Below are 19,377 nucleotides of genomic sequence, written 5' to 3'. Positions count from 1 at the left end.
TCATTCATCGTGCCGGATTTAAGGCAGTACATTACCTGCAGCACGGTAAATTTCATACCACTCTGGGCGAGTGAGGTGGACTTCGCTCGCTTTCACACAATCCTGCAGACGTTCAATGTTCATCGTGCCTGTTACAGGCTGCATCTGCGCAGGATGACGAAGCAGCCATGCAATCGCAATCGTTGTATTGCTCACACCATACTTCGCAGCGATCTCATCAATCTTGGCATTCAATTCCGGGAACTTCTCATTTCCCAGGAAGACACCTTCAAAGAATCCGTATTGGAACGGAGACCATGGTTGAATGGTGATGTCATGCAGACGGCAGTAATCCAGAATGCTGCCATCTCTGTTCACTGCAGCATCATTCTCCATGTTTACGTTGATGCCGCTATCGATCATTGTCGTATTGGTAATACTCATCTGCAGCTGATTGGCTACCAGCGGCTGTTTAACGTATTTTTTCAACAAGGCAATCTGATTTGGATTCTGGTTTGATACGCCGAAGTGACGGACTTTCCCCTCACGTTCCAGCTGATTAAATGCTTCTGCCACTTCCTCAGGCTCAACAAGTGCATCCGGACGGTGCAGCAGCAGTACATCCAGGTATTCCGTTCTCAGACGCTGCAGAATGCCATCTACCGAATTCAGGATATGCTCTTTGGAGAAATCGAACATGCCTTTACGAATTCCGCATTTGGATTGAAGAATCAAATTTTCACGGACTTGGGGATTCATCTGCACAGCATCGGCAAAAATCTCCTCACATGTCCCTGTGCCGTAAATATCGGCGTGATCGAAGAAATTTGCTCCTATTTCCATGGCAGAACGTACAAAATGCTCCGCGTCCTTACGATCCAATGAATTGATTCGCATACAACCTACAGCAACTACAGGTACATCGAGTGCACTGCTGCCCAGTTTAATGGTTCTCAAGATGTTTCCCCTCCATATTCAAAAATAGTTTGTTTGCATAGACTGATCCGTATATACATGTCCATGCCTGTCTTCCGTCTATGATTGTGACATATATCTGCAATCGGTTTCAATAGACTTTCCGCACATTTATATGGAGAAATGATTTGTTTTCGCCGGAGCTGCTCATCAGCGGGCTTGAATCTGTTATCTTTCTTCCGGCACGATGACCTTCATACAGCCAGGCAGAACACGAATATCAATCGGTAAAGCAGGGCCTTCCTCTCCATCAACATTCGTACGAATAGGTTCGTCTGAACGGACAACTACTTCTTTGGCTGTAAAATAGTCCACATCTTTGTGCTCCTTCAGATTGCCGAAGAACAGTGAGGTGCCTAAGGTCAAGCTGTTGAACACACCGATGTTCCGAATCACAAAACAGTGGATGAGTCCGTCATCTACCTCTGCATCCGGTGAAAGCTTCTCGAACCCTCCAACCGAGTTGGTGAGTGCTGCCAGAAAGAGCGGTGATTCTCCCTCCCACAGCTGTCCGTCATATTCAATCTTCAAGGTATTGGGCGGTGTATTCACCAGATCCTTCAGTCCTTCTTTTAGATAAGCGAACGATCCAAGCTTCGACTTTTCCTCTGACGATACAGAGAATAGGGCTTCCGCCAGAGAACCGGCAGCAATGACATTGGCAAAGAGCTGCCCATTAACCATGCCGAGATCCACAAGTCGGGTCTGTTCCGAGCGGAGCTGTTCGATGGCTTCATCCGGGTCAAGAGATATATGTAATGCCCGTGCAAAATCATTCACTGTTCCCAGCGGCACGATACCCAGCAGAGGGCGATGCTCCTGATCCAGCATGCCGTTAATCGTTTCATGCAGGGTGCCGTCTCCACCAATGGAGATCACCACATCGCACCCATCTTTGCAGGCATTCAAACCATAGTTGGCAGCATCTCCTTCTCCTCCTGTTTCATTGACCACCACCGCATACTGCCTGGATTCCAGAATCGTTTGGACCTTGGATACGTACTGCTCTGCTTTTTCCTTGCCTGACGACGGGTTGCTAATAATCATTGCTTTCCTCATCGACACATCTTCCTCTCCACATATGGCATCTGTACATCTTTACCCTCTTCATAGAGGGATTGAATATGACATGATGGAAATATCTTTAATTTGGACAAAGTTATACTGAAAAAGTGCAGGGCATGACCTATATCATATAGAATAAAAGTATACATAGGTGCATGTTGTAAAATTAGTGTTCCTATTCTCTTAATACAGGTTAATGACTATAAGTTGGGCGAAAGATAATTCATGAACACTTACTTTATACGATCAGACTCACATTCAAAGAACTGTTAATGATCTGCTGACGCAGTTTCATATAGAGTTTGGATACTATCATTTTGGTTTATTATGGTTTGGATGTCACCATCGGAAAATTATGATTCTCACTATAAATTGATGTTGATCTGGAGGGAAGGCATGTTAATAAAGAGAATAACGTTGTTATTGTTCATATGCGTGTTAAGTATAAGTGCAGCGGGGCAGGCGATGGCCCAAACGGCAGCTGAAGCGGAAGAGCATCTCATCAAGGACCCTGCACTGGAAGACGGACTCAAGCTTATTCTAAACATCCCTGTAGACCAGTCTCTAACTTCCACGGATCTGAAGCAGCTTCGCGTGGTAGATCTGAGCAGTGCCGGCATTCAGAATCTGTCCGGGCTGGAGCATGCCGTAAATCTGACCCATCTGCGTCTGTACGGCAACGAAATTACAGACCTTACACCGCTCGAGAACCTGACACAGCTTCGCGAGGTTGACGTTCGTAATAATTACATTACATCCATTGAACCTCTGGCTGCACTGCAGCAGCTGGGCCGCCTGTATATCAGCAACAATTCCATAACATCCATTGACATAGTGCGGGAATTTCCCAGATTACATACACTGCATGCCAGCGGTAACCGGATTGCAAGTCTGGATACTCTGGCAGAGCTGCATTCGCTGCAATGGCTTGAAATCTCCAACAATTTGATTACAGACCTCACGCCTCTGACAGAACAGAAGAAGCTGGAGAAGTTGAATGTGGCAAACAATCATATTACGTCACTCGATGTCCTTGCAGATCTGCCAAATACACTGCGAGAGCTGAATGTTTCAGGCAACCATATATCCAGTCTTACACCTCTGAGTCAGATGACCCATCTGCGGACATTGGATATTTCAAATAATCAGGTTCATCAGCTCAGCGGCTTGACCGCATTGATTAACTTAACCGAACTGAATGCGGAATCCAATCAGATCTATGATCTGGAGCCGCTGCGCAAGTTAACAAAATTGAACGTATTGAAGCTGTCCAACAACCGCATCTGGGACCTGACACCGCTCGCGGACTTATCGCTCACGCTGGGCAGTTCAGGGCTGCCAAGTGTCGACAACATCTCGGCATCCACCTCTCTGTCCGCAGGTATGCAGGGTGTTGTGACAGAAACAGTCCCGGCCGGACTTACCGTACAGAATAATTACCTGGATGTGACCAATGGCAGTCACACGATGCAGCAGCTCAACCAGATGAATGTGAGAGAGCAGAAACGAACACCGCAGGGTCGTTTTCAACGCCTGATCGAAGGGTCTGCCACGGCATATGTGGGTGATCGTGCATACGCACTGGATGCAGCTCCTTTTATTGATGAGGGCCGGACGTACGTACCGCTCCGTTTTGTATCCGAGCAGTTGAACGCTCGTGTGACCTGGAACAGCGGCGCACGAGAAGCTGTAATTACGCAGGACGATCAAACGATTCGCTGGAGCGTAGGCAGTAAACAGGTGGACCTTAACGGTAAATCCGTCCTGAATGATGCTCCGCTGTTGATGAGAGAAGGTAAAGCCTACGTACCCGTTCGGTTCATTTCGGAGCAGCTTCGTACAACTGTTGGCTATATAGCTCGCAGTAAAACGATTCTGATCTTTGAGAATAAACCACAGCCTGAAAGTGCCGATCGTGCCGCTCCCTAACCCCAAAGGTATTACTTATTACGACCAATAAAGGTAATCTTCACAGCAGCCATTCCCCCAGGTTAGTCCATGACCAATTGCATGACCTATTACAGAATGGTGTATCACAGAAACATGACTGCATCCCCGCCTGAATCTTCAGCGGGGATTTTCCCGTGCTCTTCTTTATGCAAATACGGCATCTCAGGGATTAGGGTATCTCCTGTAATCCGTGCAGCGAATTACTCACTGCAGCCTCTGTAGAAGCTGTATGCGTAATGGCGTGGTTCTCATCATTCCACATTCATTCAAGTTCGAAGCTGACTATATTGGATTAGGGTAAATATTGCACGGTTTAGCACATCTGCTTTTAGGATGGAAGTTGATATACTGAACATAATCAAAAAGGCTGCTGAGGGACCAACAAGGAGGAGCATCATATGACATATACGTTTAATGGATATTCTACTACACCAGCAAATCCATGGAATGAACTAGCTGCTGTACTTACAAATGAAAACGCTAACTTAGCGCTGACCGGAGAGCAGCATCAGCTTGTCGAAGGGTTCGGCGGCTGCTTCAACGAACTTGGATATTTGGCTCTCGCTCATTTAAGTGAGGAACAGCGGCACGAGGTGCTGCATTCCCTGTTCCACCCGGAAGGGGAGCATCGGTTTACCATCTGCCGCCTGCCTATTGGCGCAAGTGATTACGCAGAGCAGTGGTACAGCCACAACGAGGTAGACGGCGATGTGGCTATGGACCATTTTTCCATTGAGCGAGATTTCAAATATCTGATTCCTTACATTAAGGAAGCCTTGCGTTATAACCCGGACCTGCAGCTGTTCGCATCACCTTGGAGTCCGCCCACCTGGATGAAGTTCCCCAAAGCGTATAACTACGGCACACTGCGCTGGGAAAAGGAGATCCTGGAGGCTTACGCCCTGTACTTTGTGAAGTTTGTAGAGGCCTACCGCGAGGCAGGCATTACAATTCATCAGGTACATGTGCAGAATGAAGTCATCGCAGATCAGAAGTTCCCTTCCTGCATGTGGACAGGCGAGCAGCTGCGCGAATTTATCGCTGATTATCTGGGGCCTGCTTTTGACAAACATGGTCTGGACACCGAAATATGGCTGGGTACGATCAATGCGCCTGATCCTTGGGAAGAACTGATGAAAAAGAAAACAACCGGTTTCGATGAATACGCCGGACTCGTGCTGAGTGATCCAAAAGCCTATTCCTACATCAAAGGGGTCGGGTATCAATGGGCAGGTAAACATGCCATCCAACGTACCGCGGCAAGTTACCCGGAGCTTCGCTACATGCAGACGGAGAATGAATGCGGGGATGGTAATAACTCGTGGAACTATGCCAAGCATGTATATAACCTGTACCAGCACTATTTTACTAACGGCGTTAATGCCTATATTTACTGGAATATGGTGCTGGAGCCGAAAGGACGCAGTACTTGGGGCTGGGAGCAGAATTCTATGATTACCGTTGATCCTGCGAATAGGGAGATTACTCGTAATCCAGAGTATTATGTCATGAAACATTTTGCTCATCATATCGTTAACGGTGCTCGCCGGCTGGGTCTCTCTGGCGCATGGAGCGGCAAAGCTGTTGCCTTCCGCAACCCGGATAATAGTCTCGTCATCATAGTTAACAATCCGTTCCCGGATCGCCGTGATCTTCACTTGACGTTCGCCGAAGGACAGACGATTCACGTGCAGTTAGAAGCCGATTCCTTTAACAGTATGGTGATTACAGCGGACTGAATCCTCGTTCTGTATTACTGCATAGGTATGCTAAAGAAGAGCCTGTCCCGAATCTAACGGGACAGGCTCTTGGGGGATAAGGGGATTAACTGATTTTAGATATTGAGCGGTAGAAATGGTTCTACTCAGGTTTAAGGATTGTTCGCCAGGTAGTTTTTCAGCCACTGCATTGCAGGACGCTCTGTTCCGTTGCTTCTTACCAGGTGGGAACCACTAGTCCAAGTTTGGTTTTCGTTGTAACCCCACAGCGTAACACCTTTAACGGCCGGGTGCTTCCACAGTACCGGGAATTTTTGTTGGTAACGCTGCAGCTGGGTATTGTCATCGCCAGTCATGTCCAGCTCGGATACATACACTGGAAGGCCTGTAGCTTGCAGTTTGTTCAGAACCGTGTTCATCGTGTTCACAGATACGTTGTCCATATTGAAGTAGTGCGCTTGAATACCGATGCCATCAACAAGGCCTCTGCTTTTCAGGATGTTGATAATCTGGATATATTGATCTGCTTTCGGAGGATCACCGATAATGCCGTATTCATTGATCAGCAATTTGGAATTCGGGAAGGCTTGTCTTGCCTGCTCGAATGACCAGATCACCCAATCCCAGCCGGTTTGTCCATCTCCACCAATCGCGTTTTTGAAAGATGGCTTCGCATGCAGCGGTTCATTGACGACATCGACAAACTCCGCTTGGGAGTACCGCTGTCCTGCAGCACGAATCCACTGAAGCACTTCGGCTCTCTGATCATTAGCAGAGAGGCCATTAATCCAGTTAGGTGCCTGATTTCCCCAAACAAGGGTATGGAATTTGAAAGGCATTTTATTGTTTTTTGCATAGTTGTAAGCCATATCTGCCTGGCCCCAGTTCATCACATTACGCGTACCTTCTACCGCCCCCCACTTCGTGGAATTCTCTGGCGTTACCTGGTTCCAGTACGGACTGAAATTGTTCGGTACCTGGCTGGCTATAATATTCCCCAGGAATTTACTACCTTTGGCCAATCCGGCACTGACACTGCCCACCGCGACCGACGCAGCCAGTACACCTGCCAGAGCAAGCGTACCTACCGTCTTAAACCATTTGGTCTTCAACATAATATTCCTCCTTGGTTGGGTATATTTTATAAAGCGCTTACAAGGACATCATAATGGATAATTTTGGTTTTATACACATATAAATCATACTATTTACTTAGGAAAGTATACTTTGTATTGCTTTTCTCCTTTTCATCGTTCAACTATTTCGAACACAAATATGACATGAGCGTTTACATTCCGTTGACGTTTCTCTAGTATGGAATGATACATACAACACACACACATTAGAACACAAGGGAGATTACACATGCGCACACATCGTTTGAAACGTTTCGCCAGCTGGTCTTTATCCATTCTGTTAGGTGCTTCCCTGCTGCTCACCCCGCTTGCTTCTGAAAGCGCTCAAGCGGCTGCAGCAGATCAGGAAACAACAATCACCCTGCTTGGTACGTCTGATATTCATGGCCGGTTCATGCCATGGGATTATGCATTAGACGGTCCCAACCCGGCAGGCAGCATGACACAGCTCTATACGATGGTGAAGAAGGTTCGCTCCGAGAATCCGAACACCATCCTGCTGGATGCGGGAGATATGATTCAGGATAACTCTGCTGAACTGTTTAATGATCAACCCAAATCTCCGATGATGGTTGCCATGAACGAGATGAACTATGATGCCTGGGTTATGGGAAATCATGAGTTCAACTTTGGCCTGGACGTGCTGGAGAAAATCTCTTCACAGTTCAAAGGTCAGGCGCTTGTCGGTAACATTTTCAAAGAAAATGGTGACAGGTACATGCCTGCATATACCATTATAGAGCGGGACGGCATCAAAGTGGGCGTGATCGGCATGAACACCCCGATGATCACCGAGTTCGAGAAAGGAACAGACCATCTGGATGGTGTCATTGTCAAAGACCCGGTCGAAGAGACGCGCAAAGCCATTGCCGAGCTGAAAGGCAAAGTGGACGTAATGGTTGGCCTGATGCATATGGGACTGGATAACGAGAACGGTAATCCGGGTACCGGAGTAACGGATATCGCCAATGCCAACCCGGAGCTGGCTGCTATTTTCGCCGGACATATGCATCAGCTGATCGAATCCCAGACGGTTAACGGCGTATTGATCTCTGAACCGAATAAATACGGTACACATATGTCACGCATTGACCTGAAGTTTACCAAAGAGGACGGCAAGATCGCGCTGAAAAGCAAGGAAGCCAAAGCACTTGCTGTCAAAAAAGCCGATGGTACGTATGAGGTCTCCGATCCTTCGCTCGAAAAAACACTGCACCCGTTCCACGAGTTCGCGCGTGCCGATGCCAACATTGAAGTGGCCGAGTTGAAAGGAATCAACCTGGTCCCTGCGGATGAAATTAAAGGTATACCTGCCGTACAGATCCAGGAAACGCCGCTTTCCGATTTTTTCACCGAAGTCATGCTCCATTACAGTGATGCCGATGTCGTTGCCCATCAGATCGATAATGACAAAGCAAGGCTGGACGTTGGCCCAATCAAGAAAAAGGATATTGCATTCAACTATCAATACACCTTTGGTGAAGTTACCGTATATGAAGTGACCGGACGTGATCTGAAAGATTATATGGAATGGTCTGCGGGGTACTTTAATTCTACACGGCCCGGAGATGTCACCATCAGCTTTGATCCGAAGCGCCGCGCTTCCAAATACAGCACCGATGACTTCTTCGGCGGTGTAACGTATGAGATTGATCTGACCAAGCCGTATGGCAGCCGGATTACGGACTTGAAATACAGTGACGGAAAAACGGTTCTGGCAGAGGATACGCTCAAACTCGGCATGAATGCATACCGAATGGAAGCGCTGATTGCCAAAGGAGGAGCACTCGAAGGACGCAAGTTCAAGCAGCTCTGGTCTTCCAAGGACGCTGCAGCGTTCGGTGAAATTCAAGGCACCATTCGCAATCTCTCTATTGCTTATTTGAAAGATGTGATGAAAGGTGTATATGAACCGAAGATACAGCACAATTGGAAAATTACGGGCGTTGACCTGACTGCACCGGAACGTGCAGATGTTGTGGAACTCATCAATGATGGCATCCTGTCTGTGCCAACCACGGAAGATGGCAAATACACCAACATTGCCTCCATTAATATTTTGGATGCTGTCACTGCAGAAGAGATCGAAGCGTTGTCCTCCAAAGCAGGGGTAGATGCGGCTCAGTTCAAAAGTGTGCCAACGAAAGGCACATTCTATCAGCAGTTGAACAAAGCCCGCAAGACAGCAGCTGGTAATGATACTGGCAGTGAAGACGATGCGGCTGCACCTGCTCCTGGGAATCCTACTGCTCCAGAGAAACCGAAGCCAGCACCAAAACCGGAAACATCGCCAGGAACATCGAAGCCAGACACCGTAAAACCAGGCAAACCGGGGAACAAGACTCCTGCCAAACAAGCCAAGGTTACTGCTAATTACCTGAACGTACGTGCAGGCGCTTCATCGAAGGCCAAAGTTATCACTTCCGTACCAAAAGGCACGATGCTTGATGTCATCAGTACAGACCATGATTACGGCTGGGTCAAAGTGAAGCTGGATGGAAGAACAGCATACGTATACGGCAAGTATGTAAGCATTCTAAAGTAACCGCTGGATATATGAAGGGCGATGCACCCAAGTGACGATGGGATGGCATCGCCCTCTTGGGTGCGGCCTATCGTTTGACGCAGCCTCCCGGCCTATATCCTTGATTATACGCATCATCGCACCGAGCCGAATGCCATTCGTTTGATCCGTAAAATCACGCACATCCTCTGTTTGGCCTTCATACGCTGCAAGCACATAGTCCTCATCCACGATATAGTATGTGCCGGAACGGCTGAATGAATATCCTCCGATCTGCCCGCCCGCTGTACCTTTGCCCACCGCAGTAACTATTCTCATTCCCGGTTTAAGCTCCGGTTCTATACCTGCAAACACCGCATTGTAGAACAGAAACGTATTTTCGGGTACATCTTCTCCGCTTACAACTTCAAGCACTTTTACCTGATAGGCTGTAAATTCCGGTTCATCCGGACTTAATCCCTGATTTCGCTGTTTCTCGGCAAGTGCTCCTTCAGAAGTGCCTGGCTCTGCAGTCAATTCTACGCTAAAAGGGGGGTGGTCTCCGATCACCTCGGCCACAATAACTGCATCGGCATAATTCATGATCTCACGAAAGCTTACTTCCCTCATGTTGATTAATGGCGGAACACCGGAGTACACCGGGTATTGATCGCGCAGTTCCTGTATCCGCTCCGCTGATAACCTGCTCGGCTCTGCCCCTTGAGGTGATTTGAAAGCAGCAGTGCTGCAGGCTGTTAAAGTCACCGTAAACATCATAAGCAGCAAGGCTGACCATACAATCTGCACCCACACTCGCTTAATTCTTATATCCAAATTTGTATCTCCTCCCACACTGCATTCTTGAAAATGATACAAAACGTTTCACGTGGAACGCTGCACTGTATATATGAACGGCATGCTGCCAAGTTTCTTTTCATTTTAACTCCGCCAGCACGCTGGATTTGTGAATTACCATATGCATCTCTCGTACATAAGGTATAATAAGGCAAGTATATGATACATGTACGGTGTAATGCTTGTAAGTAGTAAGAGAAGATGACAGATGCTGCTGGACCAGTATCATGGGCGCAGTTGTAAGCATTCCAAACTAAACGCAAAAGAGGTAAACGATGAGTAAGCAGCATTTTAAAGATTACGGCTTGGGCGAAGAGATTGTCCGAGCACTGGACAGCCTGGGCTACGAGAATCCTACAGAAGTTCAGACCCGGGTCATTCCTGTCGCACTGGAGAATCAGGATCTTGTGGTGAAATCACAGACGGGCAGCGGCAAAACAGCCGCATACGGCATTCCGCTCTGCGAATTGGTGGACTGGAACGAAAATAAACCGCAGGCTCTGATTCTGACTCCAACACGAGAGCTGGCCCTGCAGGTCAATGAGGACATTACCAACATCGGGCGCTTTAAGCGGATTAAAGCCACCGCACTATATGGACAATCTCCTTTTCACATTCAAAAGGCCGAGCTGAAGCAGCGAACCCATGTGGCTGTCGGTACACCAGGCCGGGTTCTGGATCATATTGAACGGGGCACACTGCCGCTGGACCGCATCGCTTATCTGGTCATTGATGAAGCAGACGAGATGCTGAACATGGGCTTTATCGAGACAGTACAGGCCATTATTCAGGCTCTCCCGAAAGAGCGTACAACGATGCTGTTCTCCGCAACGTTCCCGGAAGATGTAGCGAAGCTGTCACGGCAGTATATGAACACACCTGTAGAGATCGAGATCAAGGCCAGTGGACTGACCACAGCCACGATCGAACATGCCGTAATTCACACTTCGGAAGTGAATAAAACTGCGCTGCTGCAGGATTTGCTTATTACGGAAAACCCGGACAGCTGCATTGTATTCTGCCGGACACAAGATAATGTGGATAAACTGTTCCGGGTCATGGCTGACCTCGATTATCCCGCTGATCGTATACACGGCGGCATGGAGCAGGATGAACGGATTGAAGTAATGAATGCTTTCCGGCGCGGACAATTCCGTTATCTGATCGCCACTGACGTTGCTGCGCGCGGAATCGACATCACGAACATCACCCATGTAATCAATTATGATATCCCTCTCGAAAAAGAAAGCTATGTGCACCGTACAGGCCGTACGGGCCGTGCAGGTAAAACAGGCAGAGCCTTCACCTTGGTAACCCCAAAGGATGGCAGACGTCTTGCAGAGATTGAATCGTATATTGGATTCGAAATCCCGGTTATGAAGGCCCCTTCCGAGGAAGCGGTCGATCGCCGCAGAGAAGAGTTTGAGAAACGGCTCAAAATTGTGCCTGAACGTAAAAAGGACAAGCGTGAGCAGTTGAACCAGCAGATCATGAAGCTGAACTTCAACGGAGGCAAGAAGAAGAAACTTCGTGCAGTCGATTTTGTAGGCACGATTGCCAAGATTGAGGGCGTAAGCGCAGACGATATCGGAATTATTACCATTCTGGATAACGTAACCGATGTGGAGATTCTGAACGGCAAAGGTCCTCTCGTGCTGGAAGTCATGCAGCATACTACGATCAAGCGCATGCAGCTCAAGGTGCGTAAAGGCCGCAAATAGGCAGATCCCATCGCATAATCAAACCAAAGGCAGCTATGCAATCTCAATACGAGGGTAAATATGCAAACTCTGGTGACAGATAGAAAGATCATACCCAGTAGGAATGTGCCTCATCAACCAGTTATAGAGCAAGGGATAACAGGTCTCCAGTGGCCCGTTATCCCTTGTCTGCTCTTTACGTTGAGAATCATTATCAATATAATATAAGAAATGCCCTCATGGTAGGAGGATGGTACAGATGACCCTTACACTAGACGATCACATCTATTGGTGGAATTATGCTTCAATCCAGGTCATGGATATTCGGCTTGCCGTGCTGGAGCCAGGAGAGAACCTGCAACGTTATCAACTCCCGGCACATGCATTTGTATATGTGCTGGATGGTCATGCCACATTACAGCTAGACCACAACGTGTATACTCTGAGACGATTCCATGTCCTTCAAGGAGGCCGGGGAGCTTTATTAAATATTACCGCAGAAGAGCGGTTTGAATATTATTTAATTCTGTACAGAGCTATTCTAATGTTACCCGCTTCTCATCCTCTGAAGAAACGACCGCTGCCCGATAGTCCCTTCCTGCATCAGTGTGCGTTCCTCCCGCAATATCCCATTTCACTACTGCGCAAGCTGGAAGATATGTATGAGCACTGGACGATACAGGACAGACTCCATCAGTTACAGGCACGAGCGCTGTTCTATTCGTTTGTTCACGCCCTTCTCTCACAGATGAAGCAGCAAGGTATCAACCCCGTCCCTCCTGATCTGCCAGCCCAAGTGATACATTATATGGAACAGCATTACATGGAACCCATCACGCTGCAATCTCTGGCAGACCTGTTCGATTGCAGCATCAGCTATCTGACCAAACTGTTCAAATCTCGTGTAAAGGAAAGCCCCATCCGGCTTCTAGCAATTATTCGCATACAACAGGCTGCCCGAATGCTAACACACGCAGACACGCCACTTCAGGAGATCGCTGAACTCGTCGGATACCCAGATGCCCATACGTTGAGCCGCAGTTTCAAAAAAGTATATGGCGTAACTCCCACCCAGTACCGGGCAGTTATTGCTCAGAACGGAAGCTTCATACCGGATTTGCCCAAGGTGCGTACCCGATCTGCCCTTGTTGCCACTGGAACCCAATGCTATAGTTTCATTGATTACGATTCTCATTTACATCCAAGCGGAGGTTTATCCATGGTTAAGACAAAACGATCATCATCCATCGCCACAGCGGCATTGCTCTTGTGCTTCACCATGATTCTCTCGGCATGTGCCGGCGGACCAACTGCCACGAACAACGCCGGAACAGGTACAACAGCAGAATCCGGCATATCTCAACAAAAGCCGGCTCCAGCAGCCGAGACAGCCACAACAGCGACTCAGACCTATACCGATAGCAGAGGAACGATCACCATTCCCGCCCATCCACAGCGAATTGTCGATCTGACGGGCAGTGCCATCGGTAATTTACTGGTGCTGGGGGTCAAGCCGGTAGCATCGACATATGATGCGATGCGAAATCCTTATCATAAAGGCATGCTGGAAGGCATTGTCGATCTGGGGGAAGGTAGTAATGCGGAAGCCATACTAAATCTGGAACCCGATCTGATCATCACGTATGACTATCTGGTGGACAACCAGTATGAAGCCTTGTCCCAGATTGCTCCTGTCGTGAGTCTGAAATATGGTGCGGCGAATCCCCAGAAATTATTGCTGGAATTCGGTAAGCTGACGGGCAAAGAGAAGGAAGCCCAGGCTTGGATAGACCAGTGGAATGCCAAAATTGCCAAAGTTAAACCACAGATTCAAGCGGTCGTTGGCGATCAGACGGTATCTATCCTTCAGCCCTATGCCAAAGGAATCTACGCGTGGGGGAACAAAGGTGCACGAGGCGGGGAGATTCTATATGGAGAATTCGGCCTGAAAGCCCCCTCCCTGATCCAGAAGGAACTGATTGACGGGGAAGGTGCAGGTGCAAGCCTGTCCTTGGAGCAGCTGCCTGAATATGCCGGAGACTTTATTTTCACAAGCAACTGGGGATGGGATGACGGTAACCCTGATGTGGTATACGAAAGCAATGTCTGGAAGGCACTTCCTGCTGTAAAAAACAAACACGTCTATTTCATCAACGCAGATGGCTCATTCTATAATGACCCGATCTCTCTGGAGGCGCAGCTGCAATTCATTGAGAACGCCCTCTTGAACACATCCAAATAACGTCCAGCTAATCGTTGAGTGTTCGCATTTATATAAGTTGAACTAAAGGTTTTACACCTTCCACTCCGATGACAGAATAACCTTCCCATCGCTGTTATCCCCAGATTTTTTTGATTCCCTTCCAAAGGGGAAAATCCGGTGATAAAGGCGACCGCTACGCTTCTCCAGGTTTTTTCTGTCCTCTCCGTTAACGTGTAAATGAATGTTTCCAACTTATCTAGCGCACCTAGCTTAGCGTCTGCACCTGCGATACTCATAAGCAAGTACATTCATTATCAAGAATGCTGAATAAATCCCCTCCTCCATCACTATGGAATCAGAGGGGATCTTTTGTTGCCACAGTTATTGAATAATCAATGCAATTTCACCTTTTTTCTTACGTGCTATTCCGGAAGAACATCCGAACAGCATGCCCCACGATTACAATGTAATTCTCCTAGATAGGTCCCTTCTCTAATCCTTGCTTACACTTCACATGTTACAGGTGTGATCCCCCGCTGGCATCAATACACTGCCCGGTAACCCAGCGGCTGTCCGCTGAAGCAAGAAATGCAGCCACATCTGCAACATCCTCTGGCTCTCCCCAGCGGTTCAGAACAGACAAGCCTGCTGCATATGCCTGTCCTTGCGAGTTCGTGAGTGTTCCTGCATTCATCTCGGTATTAATAATGCCCGGCTGGATTGCATTGACCGTAATCTGGCGACTTCCCAGCTCTTTTGCCAGCAGCTTTGTGAAGGTATCCACCGCTCCCTTCGTCATGCTATAGGCAAATACCCCTGGAGAAGCCACCCGTGTAACAAAAGAAGAAATATTAATGATTCGCCCTCCATCCCGCAGGCGCGGGACTGCCTGCTGCGTTACAAACAGGGGAGCTTTTACATTTATGTTCATCACTTCGTCGAAGGAAGCCTCTGTCGTCTGCTCCAGATCGAGAATCTGCCCGATCCCCGCGTTATTTACCAGAATGTCCAGCCTGTCGTCACGTCCATGCTTCCGAATAGCATCATCAACCTTGGAAAATAATTCATGAATGCCACCCAGCGTGCGTAAATCAGCTCCAATGGCTTGGGCCTGTCCACCATGATCTGTAATATGCCGCACAACCTGCTCCGCTTCGGCTTGCCGCGTCCCGAAGTGCACAAGCACATATGCGCCCTCCTGTGCCAAACGGATTGCAATACTGCGTCCAATGCCTCTGCTCGCTCCTGTGACCAGAGCCAATTGTCCTTCCAGTCTTCTGCATGTCTCGTTCATACGTTATCCCCCTACTGAATTAAGTAGCACCCGTCACGGGCACAGGACAGTTATATCATGAGACGACATACACAATGTTGCTCTCATATTCGGCAGGGTCAATTCGTTCAGCATACGTAGATCACATCCGTATATCCTCTGAGCGAAGCTGGAGCTCCCGCCGAATCCGATCGGCTTCAGTCACCTTAAAGACTACTGCGGGCGTATATCGCTGCATTATGAGGTCATAGGGCAATTCAGAGTCCGATGCAGACTGCAGCTGGAACAATTGATAGAAATACAGACTGCTCGGTTGATGCGAGTTTCTATGTCTGGGTGGCACATCATAGGTCAAGTAGGGGAATTGGGATAAATCCGGCAGTGATTCTTTGGGAATAGCTTTGTCGGTATCGGTACTCCAAACCATGCGGTTCCACCGGGGATCATCGTTCATATCTTCAAGCAGGTTATAACGGGTTGAAGACATTTTTGTATTTTCAAGGATCAAAGGGGTTGCATCTACCGTATTCGTCTTCGCATATCCATATACATATATCTCCTGGCCTCGCTTCAGGCTTCCACTCGTTCGATACAAGCTGGCATAGAATAAAGCCTGCAGCGGAGAGGTTGTCAGCTCCAGCAGGTTCGTTGGCTGGCCCTCCTGATGACACCATGCCAGTACATGCTCCTGTTCCCATACACCCGCTTCATCCGCCATATCGTGCATATAATCATTCACGACATTGACATAGTATTGCGGGTTACCGCGAAGTAATCGAGAGAAAGTGTGGCGCAATAAACAGGAATTCTGACAGGCAAAACGCCCGTTTTCTCCGCGAAAATAGTACCCGTCCTTCCCGTAAGGAAGCCTCTCGATCGTTGATAAGTAGTCCTCTATTGAATTTACCTCACACCACAAGGGATTCAACATAACAACCAGCCCTCCCGCACCCTGTACCAGATTTATTTTGAAATAAAAACACGCTAACAGAAGTATACGCCATCCGATCTACCTTGGCTTCATTTCCGCTTCATTTGCATTCGGGTCATCGCTCTTGCTGCTCTTGCCTTCTGGCCTGCTGCTTTGTTCATCTCTCATCAAAATGTTCACTTGCCAAAGATTGTAAATCAACTAGAATATAAATGAAAGCGCTATATTTATTTCCAATCTCTATGGAGGTGTTCGTGGTGGGAAAACAAAAGATGGTCTGGTTTCTGGTTTTTACACTGACATTAACCTTGTTTGGTCTGCATCCTGAACGAACCAGTGCGGCGGGTGTAACGATTACCAATGGTACCGATTGGCTTGATACAGCCGGAAACCCCATCCATGCGAACAGCGGTAACATCCTGCAGGTAGGCTCCACGTATTATCTGTATGGAGAGCACGCAGTGGGGGGCAAGTTTGACAGTGTGAACGTCTACACCTCGACAGATCTGAAAAACTGGACCTTCAGCAACGCCATCCTGACCAAAGACTCCGCGACCGAACTGGCCTCCAGCAAGATTGAACGTCCTAAAGTCATCTACAATGCATCGACAGGGCAGTATGTGCTCTGGGCACACTATGAGAACGGTACAGATTACAATCTGGGGCGCGTTGCCGTAGCCACAAGTAATACACCGAATGGTAAATTCACATATGAAGGCAGCTTTCGTCCACTTGATCATGAATCTCGTGACATGACCGTTTTTGTGGACACGGACGGTACAGGGTATCTGGTGACAGCCTCCCGTAAAAATGGGGGTGCCAATGATACGATGGCTATTTTTAAAATGAATTCGAGTTATACGGGGATACAGTCCTTTGAAGGATGGCTGTTCGAGAATGCGTACCGTGAGGCCCCTGCCGTTGTGAAAAAAGGAAACCGCTATTACCTCTTCACTTCCCAGGCTGCAGGCTGGTATCCAAATCAGGGTGCATACGCTGTGGCCACATCGATGACCGGACCATGGTCGCCGCTTACGCCTTATGGCAATCCTTCTGCCTTCGGCTCACAGATCCATGATATTGCCACGATTCAGGGGAGCAGCACCACCTCTTATATTTATATGGCTGATCGCTGGAATCCAATGAATCTAGGCGAACACAAGCATATCTGGCTGCCGCTCACATTAAATGATGCTAATGGAACAGCCTCACTGGAATGGCATACGACATGGAGTATAGATGCATCTACCGGTCAGGTCACGCTGCCTGCACTTGTCAATCATGCTCAGGGCAAGTCAGCTTCCGCCAGTTCCACCGCTTCCGGTTCATCTGCTTCTCTTGCCAATGATGGCAGCTACCAGACCTATTGGGCGGCTTCCTCCAACAGCTGGCCTGCGTGGTGGCAGGTTGATTTTGGTGCACCGAAGACCATTACGGAGATTGATATTTCGTGGTTTATGTATAAAGGCTCAGAGGGATATTACAAATATAAAATCGAGATTAGTAACGATGGCGTAAATTATTCCACCTTGGACCGCACTAACAATCTGACCTATGGCTTTACCACAGATGCAGTACATTTCACCGCCCGTTATGTGCGAATCAACATGGTCAATGCTGTCTTGTGGAACAATCCGGGGAACTGGTACACGCCAACGCTGCATGAAGTCAAAATGCTGGGTCCATCCACCCCGGAAGCTGCAGGTTACAGCCAGTTCACTTCACACAATGTACCGGATCGAACAATCCGTCACGCTAACTATATCGCTCGTATTGATGCCAATGTTTCGCCTGCTGCAGATGCACAGTTCCGCACTGTACCGGGTCTCGCAAGCTCTATAGGTATATCCCTGGAGTCGATCAATTACCCAGGTTATTTCCTGAAACGCGACGCCAGTAACCATGTCGTGCTTGAAGCTTTCACCAATACCAACGCTTACAAAGGAGATGCCACATTCCTGATCAGCCCCGGCTGGGCCGACAGCTCCAAAATCTCTCTGCAGTCGTACAGCCAGCCTGGAATGTACATTCGGCATTATGATTATGTGCTGCAGCTCGATGTTGTGAACGCCGCCAGCAGCGCGACAACAAAGGGTGATGCAACGTTTGCACGAATGAATTTCTAAGTTGCCTAAACAAATAGAAACCGTATGTTATACAATGCGTCTACACTTCTCCGCACACGCTGCCCATTTTTATGACAAGGGCCCAACCATAGCTGTGAAAAGAGCCTCTATATCAGGTGATACTCGCCTGATTGGAGGCCTTCTCAGCTTGAGACCATATTTCTCAGCTCAAGATTATGCTGATCAGCTGTTCACACCAATTTCTGCTTCCGCATCCAAACCCCGGATGCCACGATCATTAAAGCATAATTTCCAGTCCCAAAAAGGCGACTTGATGCAGAAACTCCACATTACACAGCACGCATTATAACGCATTATTAATGATGTCTGTGAAGGGCTTCATATTGTACGTATCATCCTGAATACGCCATGCTCCCTCATCCTGCAAAAAGGTGATATCGCCTGAGAGTGGGATGGACTTGTACTCTTTACCTTTCTGATCTGTAAATTTCAGATCAAGTGTATATTCTACAAGGATCCAGTCACTTTTGTGATCTTTAATCTTGGCCTGTATGTTCTCAGGGTGCAGCTTCGCTTTTTCGATACTTGCTGCGTGAAGCGGCAAACTAATATAGCGATTTATTATGTACGACTCGTAATTTCTGGAGGTCAGAAATAATCTCATTGATTCCGCTTTGGCTGATAACCCTTCTGGTGTTAATGTATCTTCATAATCTTTGCCGTCCACCGTAAGCTCTTTGGTTTTATAATCAAGCGACATTTCCAAGGCCTGCTGCTGCTCCTCAACTCCAGCTTTGTCCCCGCCAGCATCATTCAGTTTCTCCATGACTGGCGGAGGGGTCTGGTTGGAAGGTTCTGCTGTTTCAGTTGAGGTACAGCCAATTATGAGGATGGATATAAGGATCAGCACAGCCAGCATGGAACCTGAACTCCGCACCATAAATAAGTCCCCCTTCATCTCCAAATTACTTTAAATTATCCAATAATCACAATGATAAGTCC

At 48.0% G+C, this 19,377-nt stretch carries 13 protein-coding genes; 6 read left to right on the top strand and 7 right to left on the bottom strand.

Annotated elements, in window-relative coordinates:
* Positions 1 to 18: 18 nt before the first annotated feature.
* Entirely contained in the window at positions 19 to 936 is a 918-nt protein-coding gene (locus ABXS70_RS26960) for an aldo/keto reductase (RefSeq protein ID WP_366292282.1), read from the bottom strand.
* Between the two features lie 186 nt (positions 937 to 1,122).
* Positions 1,123 to 2,013, bottom strand: coding sequence for a diacylglycerol kinase family protein (locus ABXS70_RS26955; RefSeq protein WP_342553442.1), 891 nt, complete (start codon positions 2,011 to 2,013; stop codon positions 1,123 to 1,125).
* 402 nt (positions 2,014 to 2,415) lie between these two features.
* On the opposite strand from ABXS70_RS26955, the gene ABXS70_RS26950 reads away from it, so the two are divergent.
* Together ABXS70_RS26950 and ABXS70_RS26945 are read left to right on the top strand one after the other, a co-directional pair.
* On the top strand, positions 2,416 to 3,948 hold the full coding sequence (locus ABXS70_RS26950; protein WP_366292279.1) for a leucine-rich repeat protein: 1,533 nt from the start codon (positions 2,416 to 2,418) through the stop codon (positions 3,946 to 3,948).
* A gap of 419 nt (positions 3,949 to 4,367) precedes the next feature.
* Positions 4,368 to 5,708 carry a glycoside hydrolase family 30 protein gene (locus tag ABXS70_RS26945; protein WP_342553444.1) on the top strand — a complete coding sequence of 447 codons (1,341 nt, stop codon included), beginning with the start codon at positions 4,368 to 4,370 and terminating at the stop codon, positions 5,706 to 5,708.
* Between the two features lie 131 nt (positions 5,709 to 5,839).
* Here ABXS70_RS26945 and ABXS70_RS26940 read toward each other — a convergent pair whose 3' ends face one another.
* Entirely contained in the window at positions 5,840 to 6,802 is a 963-nt protein-coding gene (locus ABXS70_RS26940) for an endo-1,4-beta-xylanase (protein ID WP_342553445.1), read from the bottom strand.
* 250 nt (positions 6,803 to 7,052) lie between these two features.
* Here ABXS70_RS26940 and ABXS70_RS26935 point away from each other — a divergent pair, with 250 nt between their 5' ends.
* Positions 7,053 to 9,368, top strand: a complete 2,316-nt coding sequence (locus ABXS70_RS26935; protein ID WP_366292275.1) for a 5'-nucleotidase C-terminal domain-containing protein — start codon at positions 7,053 to 7,055, stop codon at positions 9,366 to 9,368.
* Here the strand turns inward: ABXS70_RS26935 and ABXS70_RS26930 are convergent.
* Positions 9,360 to 10,160 carry a hypothetical protein gene (locus ABXS70_RS26930; RefSeq protein WP_342553447.1) on the bottom strand — a complete coding sequence of 267 codons (801 nt, stop codon included), beginning with the start codon at positions 10,158 to 10,160 and terminating at the stop codon, positions 9,360 to 9,362. The genes ABXS70_RS26935 and ABXS70_RS26930 overlap by 9 nt on opposite strands.
* 296 nt (positions 10,161 to 10,456) lie before the next feature.
* Here ABXS70_RS26930 and ABXS70_RS26925 point away from each other — a divergent pair, with 296 nt between their 5' ends.
* Positions 10,457 to 11,902, top strand: coding sequence for a DEAD/DEAH box helicase (locus tag ABXS70_RS26925; protein ID WP_342553448.1), 1,446 nt, complete (start codon positions 10,457 to 10,459; stop codon positions 11,900 to 11,902).
* Between the two features lie 238 nt (positions 11,903 to 12,140).
* Complete coding sequence (locus ABXS70_RS26920) at positions 12,141 to 14,123, top strand: ABC transporter substrate-binding protein (RefSeq protein WP_366292271.1); 1,983 nt, start codon at positions 12,141 to 12,143, stop codon at positions 14,121 to 14,123.
* A 478-nt stretch (positions 14,124 to 14,601) separates the two neighbouring features.
* Here the strand turns inward: ABXS70_RS26920 and ABXS70_RS26915 are convergent, their stop codons facing one another.
* Positions 14,602 to 15,378: an SDR family oxidoreductase gene (locus ABXS70_RS26915; protein WP_366292268.1), complete on the bottom strand. Its 777-nt coding sequence runs from the start codon at positions 15,376 to 15,378 to the stop codon at positions 14,602 to 14,604.
* Positions 15,379 to 15,499: 121 nt separating this feature from the next.
* Positions 15,500 to 16,288 (bottom strand): hypothetical protein, encoded by a 789-nt coding sequence (locus ABXS70_RS26910; protein WP_366292265.1) that lies wholly within the window; start codon positions 16,286 to 16,288, stop codon positions 15,500 to 15,502.
* A 257-nt stretch (positions 16,289 to 16,545) separates the two neighbouring features.
* Between ABXS70_RS26910 and ABXS70_RS26905 the strand changes: the two genes are divergently transcribed.
* Positions 16,546 to 18,414: an AbfB domain-containing protein gene (locus tag ABXS70_RS26905; RefSeq protein ID WP_366292263.1), complete on the top strand. Its 1,869-nt coding sequence runs from the start codon at positions 16,546 to 16,548 to the stop codon at positions 18,412 to 18,414.
* 304 nt (positions 18,415 to 18,718) lie between these two features.
* Here ABXS70_RS26905 and ABXS70_RS26900 read toward each other — a convergent pair whose 3' ends face one another.
* Positions 18,719 to 19,315: a hypothetical protein gene (locus ABXS70_RS26900; protein WP_342553453.1), complete on the bottom strand. Its 597-nt coding sequence runs from the start codon at positions 19,313 to 19,315 to the stop codon at positions 18,719 to 18,721.
* Positions 19,316 to 19,377: the final 62 nt, after the last annotated feature.

This window comes from Paenibacillus sp. AN1007, from assembly GCF_040702995.1.
In the GTDB taxonomy this organism is placed as follows: Bacteria; Bacillota; Bacilli; order Paenibacillales; family Paenibacillaceae; genus Paenibacillus.
Note: the sequence above shows the minus strand (reverse complement) of the source record. Positions and strands in the feature narration are given on the sequence as shown.